Origin of the sequence: Rhizobium sp. 862_C5_N1_2 (assembly GCF_051811205.1) — a bacterium.
GTDB classification, from domain to species: domain Bacteria; phylum Pseudomonadota; class Alphaproteobacteria; order Rhizobiales; family Rhizobiaceae; genus Rhizobium; species Rhizobium leguminosarum.
The window spans coordinates 314034-328014 of record NZ_JBPWPT010000002.1; the positions used below are offsets into that span (position 1 = coordinate 314034).

At 61.6% G+C, this 13981-nt stretch carries 15 protein-coding genes and 3 pseudogenes; 11 read left to right on the forward strand and 7 right to left on the reverse strand.

All coding sequences use genetic code 11. The annotated features are described in order from the left end of the window. The first annotated feature begins 126 nt into the window (after positions 1-126). Both panC and panB read left to right on the forward strand, forming a co-directional pair. On the forward strand, positions 127-1038 hold the full coding sequence (gene panC / locus ACD590_RS25770; RefSeq protein WP_018245489.1) for a pantoate--beta-alanine ligase: 912 nt from the start codon (positions 127-129) through the stop codon (positions 1036-1038). Next, entirely contained in the window at positions 1035-1856 is an 822-nt protein-coding gene (panB, locus tag ACD590_RS25775) for a 3-methyl-2-oxobutanoate hydroxymethyltransferase (RefSeq protein ID WP_018245488.1), read from the forward strand. Before panC ends, panB begins: the two co-directional genes overlap by 4 nt. Before the next feature lie 21 nt (positions 1857-1877). On the opposite strand, the gene ACD590_RS25780 is transcribed toward panB, so the two are convergent. Beyond that, entirely contained in the window at positions 1878-2792 is a 915-nt protein-coding gene (locus ACD590_RS25780) for a hydrogen peroxide-inducible genes activator (protein ID WP_018245487.1), read from the reverse strand. 146 nt (positions 2793-2938) lie between these two features. On the opposite strand from ACD590_RS25780, the gene katG reads away from it, so the two are divergent. Beyond that, on the forward strand, positions 2939-5125 hold the full coding sequence (gene katG, locus ACD590_RS25785) for a catalase/peroxidase HPI (RefSeq protein ID WP_018245486.1): 2187 nt from the start codon (positions 2939-2941) through the stop codon (positions 5123-5125). A gap of 65 nt (positions 5126-5190) precedes the next feature. On the opposite strand, the gene ACD590_RS25790 is transcribed toward katG, so the two are convergent. The 4 genes and pseudogenes from ACD590_RS25790 to ACD590_RS25805 all read right to left on the reverse strand — a co-directional run bounded on the left by ACD590_RS25790 (position 5191) and on the right by ACD590_RS25805 (position 7213). Beyond that, positions 5191-5601, reverse strand: coding sequence for a type II toxin-antitoxin system VapC family toxin (locus ACD590_RS25790; protein ID WP_112907771.1), 411 nt, complete (start codon positions 5599-5601; stop codon positions 5191-5193). After that, a pseudogene (locus tag ACD590_RS25795) lies at positions 5598-5846 on the reverse strand (antitoxin); the annotation flags it as partial. The pseudogene ACD590_RS25795 and the gene ACD590_RS25790, both read right to left, overlap by 4 nt. 141 nt (positions 5847-5987) lie before the next feature. Next, positions 5988-6545: a DUF3299 domain-containing protein gene (locus tag ACD590_RS25800; protein WP_018516917.1), complete on the reverse strand. Its 558-nt coding sequence runs from the start codon at positions 6543-6545 to the stop codon at positions 5988-5990. Positions 6546-6754: 209 nt separating this feature from the next. Continuing rightward, positions 6755-7213: an SgcJ/EcaC family oxidoreductase gene (locus tag ACD590_RS25805; RefSeq protein WP_018516918.1), complete on the reverse strand. Its 459-nt coding sequence runs from the start codon at positions 7211-7213 to the stop codon at positions 6755-6757. 192 nt (positions 7214-7405) lie between these two features. Here ACD590_RS25805 and ACD590_RS25810 point away from each other — a divergent pair. The 6 genes and pseudogenes from ACD590_RS25810 to ACD590_RS25835 form a co-directional block, all read left to right on the forward strand. Then, a pseudogene (locus ACD590_RS25810) lies at positions 7406-8326 on the forward strand (sensor histidine kinase); the annotation flags it as partial. Positions 8327-8442: 116 nt separating this feature from the next. Continuing rightward, complete coding sequence (locus tag ACD590_RS25815; RefSeq protein WP_439003665.1) at positions 8443-8856, forward strand: LuxR C-terminal-related transcriptional regulator; 414 nt, start codon at positions 8443-8445, stop codon at positions 8854-8856. Beyond that, a complete protein-coding gene (locus ACD590_RS25820; protein ID WP_439003666.1) occupies positions 8853-9767 on the forward strand; it encodes a CHASE3 domain-containing protein in 915 nt (304 codons plus the stop codon). Before ACD590_RS25815 ends, ACD590_RS25820 begins: the two co-directional genes overlap by 4 nt. A 12-nt stretch (positions 9768-9779) precedes the next feature. Then, positions 9780-10043 (forward strand): annotated as a pseudogene (locus ACD590_RS25825) (PAS domain-containing protein); the annotation flags it as partial. Positions 10044-10052: 9 nt separating this feature from the next. Then, positions 10053-10817 (forward strand): sensor histidine kinase, encoded by a 765-nt coding sequence (locus ACD590_RS25830; protein WP_439004046.1) that lies wholly within the window; start codon positions 10053-10055, stop codon positions 10815-10817. A gap of 66 nt (positions 10818-10883) precedes the next feature. Next, positions 10884-11351 (forward strand): response regulator, encoded by a 468-nt coding sequence (locus ACD590_RS25835; RefSeq protein ID WP_018245479.1) that lies wholly within the window; start codon positions 10884-10886, stop codon positions 11349-11351. A gap of 162 nt (positions 11352-11513) precedes the next feature. On the opposite strand, the gene ACD590_RS25840 is transcribed toward ACD590_RS25835, so the two are convergent. Further along, the gene (locus ACD590_RS25840; protein ID WP_018245478.1) at positions 11514-11981 is read right to left on the reverse strand and encodes a nuclear transport factor 2 family protein; all 468 of its coding nucleotides are present in this window, start codon (positions 11979-11981) and stop codon (positions 11514-11516) included. Positions 11982-12127: 146 nt separating this feature from the next. Between ACD590_RS25840 and ACD590_RS25845 the strand changes: the two genes are divergently transcribed. Further along, positions 12128-12496 carry a winged helix-turn-helix transcriptional regulator gene (locus tag ACD590_RS25845; protein WP_018245477.1) on the forward strand — a complete coding sequence of 123 codons (369 nt, stop codon included), beginning with the start codon at positions 12128-12130 and terminating at the stop codon, positions 12494-12496. A 13-nt stretch (positions 12497-12509) separates the two neighbouring features. Here ACD590_RS25845 and ACD590_RS25850 read toward each other — a convergent pair whose 3' ends face one another. Next, a complete protein-coding gene (locus ACD590_RS25850) occupies positions 12510-13484 on the reverse strand; it encodes a zinc-dependent alcohol dehydrogenase family protein (RefSeq protein WP_026242343.1) in 975 nt (324 codons plus the stop codon). Positions 13485-13537: 53 nt separating this feature from the next. On the opposite strand from ACD590_RS25850, the gene ACD590_RS25855 reads away from it, so the two are divergent. Next, the gene (locus tag ACD590_RS25855; RefSeq protein ID WP_018516923.1) at positions 13538-13954 is read left to right on the forward strand and encodes an acyl-CoA thioesterase; all 417 of its coding nucleotides are present in this window, start codon (positions 13538-13540) and stop codon (positions 13952-13954) included. Positions 13955-13981 lie beyond the last annotated feature (27 nt).

Here is a 13981-nt window from a genome sequence, read left to right on the forward strand (position 1 = left end):
GGAGCCTGGTGTCGTCGGCTGCCATTTGCATCTAATCGTTTTTATCGAGAAATATGCATTGACCTGCCACATCGATTACACTTCATATCCGCGCCCAAGATGGAGTGACCGACCGGGGGAGGATATATGCGGGTTTTCTCGAGCATTGACGAGCTGCGCCATACGCTCGATGCGCTGAGGCGGCAGGGTCGGACCGTCGGCCTCGTCCCGACGATGGGCTATCTCCACGCCGGTCATATGGAGCTCGTCTCGCGCGCTCGCGCCGAAAACGACATCGTCGTCGTCTCGATTTTCGTCAATCCGCTGCAGTTCGGCCCGGCGGAAGACCTCAGCAAATATCCGCGCGATCTGGAGCGCGATGCCACCATGCTGAGGCAAGCCGGCGTCAATTTCCTCTTTTCGCCCGGCGTTGAGGATATGTATCCTCGCCCGATGCTTGCTGTCGTCGACGTTCCCGATCTCGGCCGCGAACTCGAAGGGGCGGTCCGGCCCGGACATTTTGCCGGCGTCGCCACTGTCGTCTGCAAGCTTTTCAACATCGTCCAGCCGCAGACCGCCTATTTCGGAGAAAAGGATTACCAACAGGTCGTCATCATCAAGCGCATGGTGGACGATCTGGCCGTGCCGGTGCGCGTGATATCCGTGCCGACGGTCAGGGATAGCGACGGCCTCGCATTGTCGTCGCGCAACGTCTATCTCAGCGAGGCGGAGCGGCGTGCCGCGGTGATTGTCCCCCAGACCCTTGACGAGGCGGAGCGCCTGGTCGCCGGCGGCCTTGCCGATCCGGCGGAACTCGAGGCAAAGCTCACGGCATTTCTTAGTCGCGAACCTCTGGCAAAGCCCGAGGTCGTCGCCGTCAGGGATGCCTCAACGCTGCAGCCGGTCACGTCGATCGCAGAGCCTGTCGTCGTGGCGCTTTTCGTTCGGGTCGGCTCGACACGGCTTCTGGACAACAGGGTTGTTGTCGACAACCGAGTTGCCGGGGGCAACCGGGTTATCGGCGGGCGGGGCTTGCCGGGAAAGGGAGTGACCAGATGAGCGCGGCCGGAATTCAGAAGCGCCTGACACCAGCGCGCATTTCAGCCATGAAGGGCGGCAAGCCGATCGTCTGCCTGACCGCCTATACGACGCCCATGGCGCGGCTGCTTGACGAACATTGCGACCTCTTGCTGGTCGGGGATTCGCTCGGCATGGTGCTCTATGGCATGGAGTCCACCATCGGCGTCACGCTCGACATGATGATCGCCCACGGCAAGGCGGTGATGCGCGGCGTCGACAAGGCCTGCGTCGTTGTCGACATGCCGTTCGGCACCTACCAGGAATCGAAGGAGATCGCCTTCCGCAACGCTGTCCGCATCCTGCAGGAAACCGGCTGCGATGCCATCAAGCTCGAGGGCGGCGAGGAGATGGCCGAGACCATCGCCTTTCTGACCAAGCGCGGGGTCCCGGTCATGGGGCATATCGGTCTGATGCCGCAGCAGGTCCAAACCGCTGGCGGCTATCGTTCGGTCGGTCATTCCGAACACGAGACGTCGAAGATCCGGCGCGACGCTCATGCCATCGGCGGCTCTGGCGCCTTTGCCGTCGTCATCGAGGGCACGGTGGAGCCGCTCGCCCGCGAGGTGACCGGCGCCATGCACATCCCGACCATCGGTATCGGCGCCTCCTCCGCCTGCGACGGTCAGGTTCTGGTCTCCGACGACATTCTGGGGCTCTTCAACGATTTCATCCCGCGTTTCGTCAAGCGCTACGACGAACTCGGCAAGAGGATTTCGGCCGCCGCCGCCGCTTATGCCGGCGAGGTCCGGTCGCGACAGTTTCCGGCAGCGGAGCACACCTTCAAACGGCGGTCCTGAGACGAGGCGATACCAGGTCCATCACCGCGCGACATACTGTTCGCGCATGCTGTCGGCTGATCGGCGAACCGCCTCTGAAACCTGCACGAGCTGTTTGGCCATGGGCGTCGAATGGCGCCAAATCATTCCGATCGTTCGCGACGGCTGCGGAGACTGGAAGCGCGAAATCGAAACATGCGCCGAGCGCGTTTCGAGAGGAACAGCCATCTCCGGAATCAGGGTGATGCCAATACCGGCGCTGACCATCTGAACCAGAGTGGATAAAGAGCTGCCTTCCATGACTTCCCGGGGGCGGGCCGGCCCTATCTTGCAGAACGACAAGGCCTGATCGCGAAAGCAATGGCCTTCCTCAAGCAGCAGCAACCGCATTTCGCGCAGCGCCTCGCGTTCGGGCACCGGCTTGCCCTCGTCTTCGGGCCGCCGGACCAGCACGAACTCTTCCTTGAAGAGCTCGTGCTCGGTCAGGGAGGGTTCGGACACGGGCAAAGCAACGATTGCAGTGTCCAGCTGGCCTTGCGCCAACTCCTGAACCAGCTTCGACGTCTGCGTCTCACGCACCTCGATCTGGATACCGGCAAAGCTCCTGTTCAGATCGTTGATGATCGCTGGCAACAGATAGGGTGCAATCGTTGGGATGATGCCGATGCGCAGCCGCGTCAGGAAGGGATCGCGCGAGGTCCGCGCCAGCTCCGCCAACTCATCCACGCCACGCAGTATATCGCGGATCCTGAGAGCCACGGTCTGACCGAAGGCGGTCAGCTTCACCTCACGCGCATTACGCTCGAAAAGCTCACCGCCCAACTCTTGCTCAAGTTCTTTGATTTGCATTGACAATGCCGGCTGGGAGATCGCACAGGCGTCGGCAGCGCGTCGGAAGCGGCCATCTCTGGCCAGGGCTTCAAAATAACGTAGCTGTTTCAGGGTAAGGTTCTTCATAACCTCAGCTTATCGCAACGATCAGTAAATCCAACTTAAAATTATGACGCGCTTCCGATATGAAGACTGCCACAAGGGGAGAGTGGGGCGTAAGCTCGGCTCATCTTTTTTACGCGCAGACAGATCAAGCAACGAAGGAGACGATCATGGACAATCCCACTGACAGCGCAGGCAAATGTCCTGTTGCCCACGGCAATACGCCTCGCAGCCGATCGAATCGCGACTGGTGGCCGGACCAGCTGAATGTGCAGATTCTTCACCACAATTCCGGCCGCGCCGACCCGCTCGGGCAAGCCTTCGACTATGCCGAGGAGTTCAAAAAGCTCGATCTCGACGGCCTGAAGAAGGATCTTCACGCGCTGATGACGGATTCACAGGATTGGTGGCCGGCCGATTTCGGTCATTACGGCGGCCTGTTCATCCGCATGGCCTGGCACAGCGCCGGCACCTACCGCATCACCGACGGTCGCGGCGGCGCCGGCCAGGGCCAGCAGCGTTTCGCGCCGCTCAACAGCTGGCCTGACAATGCCAACCTCGACAAGGCCCGCCGCCTGCTCTGGCCGATCAAGCAGAAATACGGCAACCGCATCTCCTGGGCTGACCTTCTGATCCTCACCGGCAACGTCGCGCTCGAATCCATGGGCTTCAAGACCTTTGGTTTCGCCGGCGGCCGCGCCGACGTCTGGGAGCCTGAGGAACTGTTCTGGGGCCCTGAGGGAACCTGGCTGGGCGATGAGCGCTACAGCGGCGAACGCGAGCTGGCAGAGCCGCTCGGCGCCGTGCAGATGGGCCTCATCTATGTCAACCCCGAAGGCCCGAACGGCAATTCCGATCCGCTGGCTTCCGCCCGCGACATCCGCGAAACCTTCGCTCGCATGGCGATGAACGACGAAGAGACCGTGGCGCTGATCGCCGGCGGCCACACCTTCGGCAAGACGCATGGCGCCGGCGACCCGTCCCTGATCGGCGCCGAGCCGGAAGGCGGCGCAATCGAGGACCAGGGTCTCGGCTGGAAGAGCTCGTTCGGCACCGGCGTCGGCAAGGATGCCATCACCGCCGGCCTCGAAGTCACCTGGTCGCAGACACCGACCAAGTGGAGCAACTACTTCTTCGAAAACCTCTTCGCCTTCGAATGGGAACTGACGACGAGCCCGGCCGGCGCGAAGCAGTGGCAGGCCAAAAATGCCGAAGCCTCCATTCCGGATGCCTACGACGCCTCGAAGAGGCACCTGCCGACCATGCTGACGAGCGATCTCGCGCTGCGTTTCGATCCGACCTACGAGAAGATCTCGCGCCACTTCCTCGAAAATCCCGGCGAGTTCGCCGACGCTTTCGCCCGCGCCTGGTTCAAGCTGACCCACCGCGACATGGGACCGAAGGTGCGCTATCTCGGCCCGGAAGTTCCGGCCGAAGACCTGATCTGGCAGGATGTGATCCCGGCCGTCGACCATCCGCTCGTCGACGACAAGGACATTGCCGAACTGAAGGAAAAGGTTCTCGCCACCGGCCTTACCGTGCAGGAACTGGTCTCGACCGCCTGGGCGTCGGCGTCGACCTTCCGCGGCTCCGACAAGCGCGGCGGCGCCAATGGCGCGCGCGTCCGTCTTGCCCCGCAGAAGGACTGGGACGCCAATCAGCCCGCCCAGCTCGCCAAGGTGCTCGGCGTTCTCGAAGGCATCCAGAAGGACTTCAACGCCGCCCAGACCGGGGCCAAGAAGATCTCGCTGGCCGACCTGATCGTTCTCGCCGGTGCTGCCGGTGTCGAGAAGGCGGCAGCGGCCGGCGGCAACGCCGTCAGCGTGCCCTTCACGCCGGGCCGCATGGATGCTTCCGAAGCCCAGACCGACGCGCATTCCTTCGCAGCGCTCGAGCCGCGTATCGACGGCTTCCGCAATTACGTGAACGGCAAGCGCCATCAGTTCATGAAGCCGGAAGAAGCGCTCGTCGACCGCGCCCAGTTGCTGACGCTGACCGGACCTGAAATGACCGCCCTCGTCGGCGGCCTGCGCGTGCTGAAGGCCGGCGCCCCCGAGCACGGCGTCTTCACCTCGCGTCCCGAGACGCTGACGAACGACTTCTTCGTCAACCTGCTCGACATGGGCACGCAGTGGGTTCCTGTCGCCGGCAAGGAAGGCGTCTATGAAGGCCGCGACCGCAAGACCGGCGCTGCCAAGTGGACCGGCACCCGCGTTGACCTGATCTTCGGCTCGCACTCGCAGCTTCGCGCCTTCGCCGAAGTCTACGGCCAGGCCGACGCCAAGGGGAAGTTCGTCAAGGACTTCGTCGCCGCCTGGAACAAGGTCATGAACGCCGACCGCTTCGACCTCGTCTGATCGGCAGCATTTTACCCGGGCGCAGTTTCGGCTGCGCCCGGGCATTTTTTCATCGGAGGCGGGATCTATCGCCCGACCGTCCAGTCCTCGACAAGCAGACCATCGACGCGGCGGAATACCCCGACATTGTTGGTGACGAGAACCAGATCCCGGGTCCTCGCCTGAGCGGCGATCAGAACATCATAGGGGCCGATCGGCGTTCCCTTTGCCGCCAATGCGGCACGGATCTCCCCAGCGGCCAACGCATCCTCCTGCTCGAAGCCGACGACTGAGAAATCCGCCACGAACAGGCGCAGGGTTTCGAGATTGTAGGAAGTTTTCGTGCTTTTATAGGCGCCATGATAGAGCTCGTGCATCACCACGGTCGACAGCCCGATCGATCTCTCGTCGCTGTCGATCACGCGCTTCAGCAGTATTTCGGATTTTCTGCCGATCAGGGCGATTAGCGCATTGGTGTCGATAAGATGTGTGATCACTTGAACAGGTCCTGAAGATCAGGCCTGTCCTGCCCCTCCGGCTGCTCCCGCCCTTCCGCCATGAAATCGTCGCTGAGGCCGCGCTCCAAGGCGCTATGCAACGATGCCCACCGCATGCCGCGATCGGCCCGTGGCCGAAGGATCACAGCATCGCCCTCCCGCGTCACCTCCACCTGGTCGACGTCGAAGCGGAATTCCTTCGGCGGCCGGACGGCTTGCGAATTGCCGGATTGAAAGACACGCGCTTATTGCGGCATAGGGACTCCTCCGCAGTTTGTATATATGCCGTTGTATACACGCGACTGGCGGGAGTGATGCAAGAAGCCGTCTCTGCGCCTTCGAACGGATTTAGATTTTAGGCCGAACAGGCCTAAAATCATCCTGTTCTAGCGAGGCAGAATGCCGAAAGGCGAAAGTGACAGCAGATCGGGATCAGTCGTCGCCGTTACTGTCGCTACCTGGGCATGGCTTATGCTGTAGCCGTAGGTGAGGACGCGGTCACCGTCGATCATGAAGAATTGCGCCTGATCCAGGCCGGGTCGCAGGTTACCCGTCACGGTGACACTCTCGTACATTCTTGCCAGGTGCAATGGCTCTTCCGGAACGACACGAACCAGTTGGTTGGGTGGAGGAGACGGCATGTGACTGCAGGCTCCGGCCCAAGGCACGAGCATGAATTCGTAGACAAGATCGCCGTCCTGGTCGATCGGCAGAACGAAGCCCGTCAATTCGATCGGATGTTCCTCGCCATGCCAGGCGAGTGTTTCGCCCTGTGGGCCGCTTACCGCCTTGCCCGACAGCGGCACTGTCGCTTTGGGCTGATCGGCCGGCCGTAAAGCGCTCCAGAAGATAGGCTGTGCGGCAGCGAAGGCGTTAGAAATTGGCCATGCGGAACCAAATGCCAGCGCCGCGAACGTCAGGAGGAAAGGTTTGTCTTTCATCATTGCATCTCCACCGGGCCGGCCGCTTCGACCACCTTGCCGCTGCAGTGAGGATGCTACTCTCGATCCGGTTCGGCCGTCAAAGCTTCCGGCGCGCTCGGCAGAGGCCCGAGCATGACGAAAGAGACGTTGGCGTGCTTCGTCAGCAGTCAGGAGACCCCGCGTGGGGTGAACACGGGGTCTCCCTGCCGGACCAACAGAACGATGGGGCCTTACTTCTCCGGCATCATCGAAGAGTGGTGCGAGGTGATCAGCCAATTCCCGTCCTTGAACTCATAGGTATAGGTGTAGCGGGCCGGAACCTTCGAGCCGTCCTTCAGGCTGAAGGTGTAAGTGCCGACGTCGACGGCCCAGTTACATCCGATCTGGATGTCGCGGCTGTCGATGTGGCCTTTGGGCTCGTTCGCCAGGAAATGCTCGAAATAGTCGATCCGCTCCGCCTGCGTCAGACGAGGTTTGTCCGACAAGGTCGCGAGAAGCACGGAGTCCTCACTGTAGTTCTTGGCGACCTCCTGGGGGCTCAGCGTCGCGAGCGAGGTATTCCAGCGGTCGAAGAGCTTGGCGATTTCCGGCTCGCTTGTCGGCGCACAGGTTGCGATTTCGGTAGCCGCCGCGGCCGACTGGACCTGTACGAAACCGAGAACGAGGGCGGCAGCAATGATGGTACGCATTTTGACTTTCCTATGTGGCGGTTCCGGCGGACATCGCATCGGTCAACCGCATGACCAGCAATTTAAGTATCCTGTGCTGCCGCCTCATCTGCCGGGTGGCTTCGATCCGATCTGCCGAACGGCATAGATGACATTCCCGCCGGAATGACTATCGTGCCGGCGTCATTCATCTTCGGAGCAGTCCTGTTCGGCATGGAGCACAATACAAGTCCAACGCACTCGCCAAACGTTGCAGAACTGCGGGCTCTTTACCGGGCCGCGGAAGCGCGGGCGGCTCGTCTGCGTTTCATCATCGAAGTGCAGAACCTGCTCGATGCCGCGGCATTCGAAACGGCTGCCCTGGACGCTCTGTCCCGGCTTGCAGACTTCGCGGGAGCATCGCTTGCCAGGCTCGTTTTTCCGTCGTTCCAGGGAAAAGTACCCGTGCAGCTGTCGGTGGGTAAGTCAACGATCCCGGAAAGCGATAACATCTTGTTTGCCTCGCAAGCCGGCTCCGATCTCTGCCTGACGATCATCGGATCGTCAAAAGCGCGCGCCATCGATGCCGACGACCGGCAGACATTGGAGGTGGTGGCGGGGCAGCTCGCCGACGCCTACAATCTTAACCGGCAGGCGGCGGAAAATCAGGCGCTTCTCGGCGATCTCCAGCGGCAGCGCAGTGAGCTCGCGGCCCTTGTCGCGCAGCTGATCCAGGCGCAGGAGCAGGAGCGGCAGCGAGTGGCGCTCGATCTTCATGACGGCTCGGCGCAACTTGCAGCAGGCCTCAGCTATCGGCTGCAGGACCTTGCGGCCCGCATTGGCGACGCGCACGCCCTGAAACCCGAGATCGACCAGCTCGCCGCGCTCGCGCGCCATTCCGTTGCCGATCTCAGGGCGGCCATCGCCGACCTTCGCCCGCCCGAGCTCGATGATCTCGGCGTCGCCGCGGCCCTGCGCACGCGTCTGGATGCGATCGATGATCTCGAGGTGATCGCCGATCTCGATGCCGCCGCCGATCGCTGGCCGGCATCGACGGGAATCATCTTCTATCGTGTCGCGCAGGAAGCGATCACCAATGTCATCAAGCACGCCGAGGGGAGCCGGCTGGTCGTCCGTCTCTTCGAGGATGGCGCGGGCGAAGCGCATCTCGAAGTGATCGATGATGGCAAAGGCATCGGCGAGCTGCGCCATCCCTGGGACGTGCGCGACGGCGTGGAAGCGGTGGAGGCCTGTACGCTGCAATCATCACGATGCATGACAGCCTCGACTACCTGGAAGCGGCGATCGAGGCCGGCGCTACGGGCTACCTGCTCAAGGACGCCAGCCGGGAAGACATTCTCCGCACGATCCGGCGGGTCCTTCAGGGTGATGCCTTCTTCGACGGTCCGCTCGTCGCAAAACTATTGCGCCGCGCCGCCACCAAGCCACAGACCAACAGCAGCGCATTGGAGACACTGACGATCCGGGAGCGCGAAGTCCTGTCGAAGGTGGCCGAGGGCCTGACCAACAAGGAGATCGCCAGGGCCCTGAAGATCTCGCCCGGTACCGTGAAGATCCACGTTGAGCGCATCATCGGCAAACTGGGCGCCGGAGACCGGACGCAGGCCGCGGTCATGGCCGTTCGCGGCGGGCTCGTCGAAGCATCGAAAGAGCAGCAACCATGACCGCGACAATGACCCCGACGGGGCGCCTGACGGCGTGGCGCTTTGCCGACCTTCCCCTTCGCGCGAAGGGTATCGTCATCATCACGGTGCCGCTGGCGCTGCTGCTTGCAGCCCTCGCCTCGGTCTTCGTGGCCGACCGGCAGAGCCGGATTGCCGAGGATCAGGTGCGGGTCACGCTCGAGATCCAGTCGGGCATTCAGGAGATCCATGCCTCGATCGCCGAAGCGGCGACCGCGATGCGGGGTTATCTGTTGACCGGCAGAACCGATTTTCTTGATCCCTTTAACCGGGCTGAGGAAAGACTGCCCGTCGTGCTCGACGAAGTCGGTCGCCGGTTGCGGGATGAAGAGCAAAAGAACCGTCTCGAACGCATCCGCACCCTCGTCGTCGCGAAGGTCGATCGTCTCCAACTCCTGAAACAGGCCGACATCCTGCGCGCCGGCGGACGCGAAGACCTTGCGGCCAAACTCATCGAGGGCAAGCAGGTACTCGACGTGCTGAGACAGGAAATCGACGCGATGAGCCGGCGGGAGGCGGATCTGCTCCACGCGAGGACCGAGGCCGCGGACCGGGTTCGCACTCTGTCCCGAAGCCTGATGATCGCTGCCGGTTTCCTTGGTTTTGCCGGAGCGCTCGTCGCCGTTTTCCTGTTTTCGGCAAGCATCGTCCGTCGGGTGCATGCCCTGAAAGCCCAAGCGCACCGACTGTCGCGGGGCGATGTCGTCAGCGTAGCGGATCCCTTCCGTGATGAACTCGGCAGTCTCGAACAGGCGCTCGAAGATGCAAGCGTGCTTTTGAAAAAGCGCGAGGCTGATCTGACAGAAAGCGAGGAGCGCTTCCGGCTATTGGTCGAGGGCGTCAGCGACTACGGTATTTTCGGGCTCGATACCACAGGGCGGGTTGTGAGCTGAAATGCCGGCGCGGAGAGGATCAGCGGCTATGCGGCCGAAGAGATCATCGGCCAGCATTTTTCCCGTTTCTATCCCGCCGAAACCAGGGACGCGTTGCCGGCAGAAGAGCTTTCCAGGGCGGCCCGCGGCGGACGGGCCGAGGCGGAAGGCTGGCGCATCCGCAAGGACGGCTCTCGGTTCTGGTCTCACGTCCTTGTGACTGCCCTGCATGATGAGGCGGGCCGCCTGCGCGGTTTTTCCAAAATCACGCGAGATATTACCGAGCGCAAGCAAATCGAAGAGGCCCTGCTTGCCGCCCGCGAGGATGCTGTTCGCGCGAGCAACGCCAAGAGCGAATTCCTGTCGCGGATGAGCCACGAGCTGCGCACGCCGTTGAATTCCGTCCTCGGCTTCGCACAGCTTCTGGAAATGGATGTCACCGATGCGGATTCCAGGGATAGCGTCGCCCAAATTTTAAGGGCCGGCAGACATCTGCTCAGCCTGATCGACGAGGTTCTCGACATGGCGAGGATCGAGGCCGGGCGCATGGATCTTGTCATCGAACCGCAACGCGTCGCCGATGTGATCGATGAAGCGGTGTCGCTTGCGAGGCCGCTCTGCGGCAAGCAGCAGATCCGCATAGAGGTTGTCGAGCCCGAGCGAGATCTGTCGGTCCTGGCTGACCGGCGGCGTCTCCTCCAGGTGTTCCTGAACCTTCTCTCAAATGCCGTGAAATACAATCGTCAACAGGGAAGCGTGACCGTGAGCCACCGCGAGATTGGCGGCGACACTATTCGGATCGAGGTCAATGATACGGGTCCCGGCATCCCGGCGGAACGCGTTTCCCGGCTCTTCACCCCATTCGATCGGCTGGGAGCAGAACGTATCGGTCAAGAAGGGACCGGTCTCGGGCTGGCGCTGTCGCGGCATCTGATCGATGCCATGGGCGGCGCGCTCGGCTTCAGCAATCGTCCGGAAGGTGGCGCCACCTTCCACGTCGATTTGCCGCGCCCGCCCGTGGCGACGCAGGAAACCCGAAGACGAGGCCTCTCCGTCGAAAGTCCGCCATAGAAGACGTCGCCTATGATTTGATTGCGCGCTGATATACTCCAACGCCTTTGACGAAACGTTTGGCCCATGACAGACCCCACCGACATCGTGCGACGATCGACGATCCTGATCGTCGACGACGAGCCCGCAAATGTTTCCCTGTTGGAACGCATTCTCAAACGCGAAGGCTTCAACGAACTCATCAGCACCACCGAGCCACGCGAGGCGTTGCGGCTCTTTCGCGAACATCCGGTGGATCTCGTTCTTCTCGACCTGATGATGCCCGATCTCGATGGCTTCGCTTTGCTGGAGACCTTCGCAAGGCTCATTCCTGAAAACAGCTATCTGCCGATCCTGGTTTTGACCGCCGATGCAACATTGCCGACGCGCCGACGGGCGCTTTCTCTTGGCGCGAAAGATTTTCTGACGAAACCGTTCGATGCGATCGAGGCCATCCTGCGCATCTTCAACCTTCTCGAAACCCGTATCCTGACCCTGGAGCTTGCCAAACACGGGCTGGCAACGCCGAAATCGGAGCGTCCCCGGATTGATTGACGGGATCGGTTGATGGCACCAGCCATCTTGGCGTATGGGCGTTAGGCCATCGGCAAATGTTGACCGAGCAGTGCGGCGGAAATCGCCAGCAACGAGAGAGACGGCTGAACCAGGCGCGCTGTGTCGATAATGGGGCCAGCGAGGCAGCCGGCCCCATCCAGCTCAGAACATGGTGTTCTTGTTTGCCGCCTCTTTCGGAACGGCCTGGATCACGTCCCAGTGTTCGACGATCTTGCCGTCCTTGACGCGGAAAATATCGACGATCGCCTGGCCGAGATCGCCTGCGCCGTTCGTCGCGTGTACATGCAGCCAGACCAGATCGCCATCGGCGGCGCTGCGGACGATCTCAGCCTTCGATTGGGCATTGTCCTTGAAGAAGCCGGCGAAGAAGGAAATCAAAGGCTTCTTCCCATCGGGAACTTGAGGATTGTGCTGCCTGTAGTCGTCGGCGACGACCGAGGCAGCCGCGATATCGTGCTTGTTGAAGAACCGGTCGTAGAACTCGACAACCAGCTTCCGGTTGGCTTCTTCGATCTTCAAATCCCGCGTGGCCGATTCAGCAAAAGCGCCGGCCGGCGCGGCGATGCCCGCCAAAATGACGAGTGCGAAAAGCGATTTCCCGAATGTCATGCATTAAGCTCCTTGGTATGGATCGGCGAGCTAGTCTAGAATACAGACTATGACGCTTGGTCTATGAAACCGCTGCATCTCAGGCAAGAAGGCAGTTTCTGGTGCCAAGGTCAGCCGGCGATGACCGAGAATTGCAGGAGAAAGCCGTGTCAGAGACGCATGACCCAAGACAACAGCCCGGCGCTGGATGCCCGATCAGAGGCGTGCTCGATCGCATCGGTGATCAATGGAGCCTGTTGACACTCGATGCGCTGGAAAACGAGAAAAAGCGCTTCAACGAACTGCTGCGTGAAATCGGAGACATCTCGAAGCAGATGCTGTCCAAGACGCTGAAGCATCTGGAGCAGGACGGCTTCGTGCGGCGCACCGTCTATCCGCAGGTTCCGCCTCGCGTGGAATATGAACTGACGGAGCTGGGGCGATCCTTCCTCATCCCCATGAAAGCCTTGGTCGGATGGGCCGAGCAGAACCATGCGGCAATCAGCATCGCTCGGCTACGGCACGAAAACGCCTAGCGGCGAAGCCCTGTCAGGCCAAGAGCACCTTGCCGCCCGTTCGGAAGGGAAGCGCGGACTGCAGGGCTTGCCTGACATTTTCCAAAGGAAACACCTCGCGCACCTCGGTCGCGATGACCTTCGAAACGATCTGCGCCGCAACCTCGGAATAGGCCTGTTGGACATCGCCCATGGTTTGCGAATGAACCCATTCCCGAAGGTGAAAATAGGAAAAGGAAATATCGGGATGGGACGCCCAGAATGAATTCGGGATGCTCTGCCCCGAGAGCAGACCGTAATGCACGAAACGTCCGCCCGGCCGCAGCGCACCGGCGAGGACTGCGGCGCGCGCTCCTCCGACGCAGTCGAGCACTGCGTCGAGCCCATGCCGGCCGGCGAGCCCGGCAACCAGATCGCTTTCGCTTTCTTCCCTATCGATGATGACAGCCTCGACCCGGCCGCGCAGGCGCTCAAGTGATCCTTCGCTGCGCACGATGGCGACCGGCTCCACCCCTGCGGCGTTGGCGAGATCGATCAATATCGCTCCGATCGAAGAGGCGGCGGCATTGACGGCGATGCGCATGCCCGGCCTCAGCCCGATCTTGGCATGCAGCATCAACCAGGCCGTCATCGGATTGACGTAGCTCGTCGCAGCCTCGAAGTCGGTGAGCTCGTCCGGAACACGCAGGCACCAGCCGGGATCGGTATCCTTGAATTCCTGCCAGCCGCCGGCGCTGCGCACCGGCAGCACGCGTGTTCCGGGGGAAAGCCCATGAACCTCTTCACCGCACTGTTCAATCACGCCGAACGTTTCGAAGCCCGGAATGAAGGGCAATGTGGTGCGTCCGCTATAGGCTCCTGATATGGTGATGATATCGGACGGATTGATCGCCCGCGCCAGCAGGCGCACCCTCACCTCATCGCGCCGCAGCGGCGGCAGCGCAGCCTGCTCGAGTTCGACGACATCCTGAGCCGGGCCGAATTTTCGCACGACCGCCTGATATTGCATTGCATCCCCCACACACTGCGGTTAGATCACCCCGTCGAATTTTCGGTGATCGAATGAGCGTTGACGACAGGCCTTTAGCATCGTTCCGGGTCTCGATGCGAGACATCGACATCTATGGTCATGTCCACAATTCCCGTTATCTCGACTATTGCGAGGATGCAGTCGTCGAGTTCCTGCGGCAACGGCAAATTCTCAGCCATTTCCGCCACACCTCTTCCGGCGTCGCCTACCACGTGAAGAAGGCGGAGATCACCTTTCACAGGCCCATCGACCTTGACGATGTTGTCGAGGCAAAGGTGGACGTGGAGAAAATCGGGCGCACGAGCCTGTCCTTTGCGATCGAACTCTTTCGCCAGCGCGATGGCGCCCATTGCGCATCGGCGCATTTCGTCTGGGTCTGCGTCGGCCTCTCCGACAGCCGCCCGACGCCGATTCCCGAAACGACCAGAGCCGCTCTGTCTCCGGGCTGACGGCCGATCATTCAAACCCGCGGGTGT

Bases quoted from the DNA above. Each gene is read 5' to 3' on its own strand.
- panC (WP_018245489.1), top strand. From the start codon at position 127: ATGCGGGTTTTCTCGAGCATTGACGAGCTGCGCCATACGCTCGATGCG.
- panB (WP_018245488.1), top strand. From the start codon at position 1,035: ATGAGCGCGGCCGGAATTCAGAAGCGCCTGACACCAGCGCGCATTTCA.
- ACD590_RS25780 (WP_018245487.1), bottom strand. From the start codon at position 2,792: ATGAAGAACCTTACCCTGAAACAGCTACGTTATTTTGAAGCCCTGGCC.
- katG (WP_018245486.1), top strand. From the start codon at position 2,939: ATGGACAATCCCACTGACAGCGCAGGCAAATGTCCTGTTGCCCACGGC.
- ACD590_RS25800 (WP_018516917.1), bottom strand. From the start codon at position 6,545: ATGATGAAAGACAAACCTTTCCTCCTGACGTTCGCGGCGCTGGCATTT.
- ACD590_RS25805 (WP_018516918.1), bottom strand. From the start codon at position 7,213: ATGCGTACCATCATTGCTGCCGCCCTCGTTCTCGGTTTCGTACAGGTC.
- ACD590_RS25815 (WP_439003665.1), top strand. From the start codon at position 8,443: ATGCATGACAGCCTCGACTACCTGGAAGCGGCGATCGAGGCCGGCGCT.
- ACD590_RS25820 (WP_439003666.1), top strand. From the start codon at position 8,853: ATGACCGCGACAATGACCCCGACGGGGCGCCTGACGGCGTGGCGCTTT.
- ACD590_RS25835 (WP_018245479.1), top strand. From the start codon at position 10,884: ATGACAGACCCCACCGACATCGTGCGACGATCGACGATCCTGATCGTC.
- ACD590_RS25840 (WP_018245478.1), bottom strand. From the start codon at position 11,981: ATGACATTCGGGAAATCGCTTTTCGCACTCGTCATTTTGGCGGGCATC.
- ACD590_RS25850 (WP_026242343.1), bottom strand. From the start codon at position 13,484: ATGCAATATCAGGCGGTCGTGCGAAAATTCGGCCCGGCTCAGGATGTC.
- ACD590_RS25855 (WP_018516923.1), top strand. From the start codon at position 13,538: ATGAGCGTTGACGACAGGCCTTTAGCATCGTTCCGGGTCTCGATGCGA.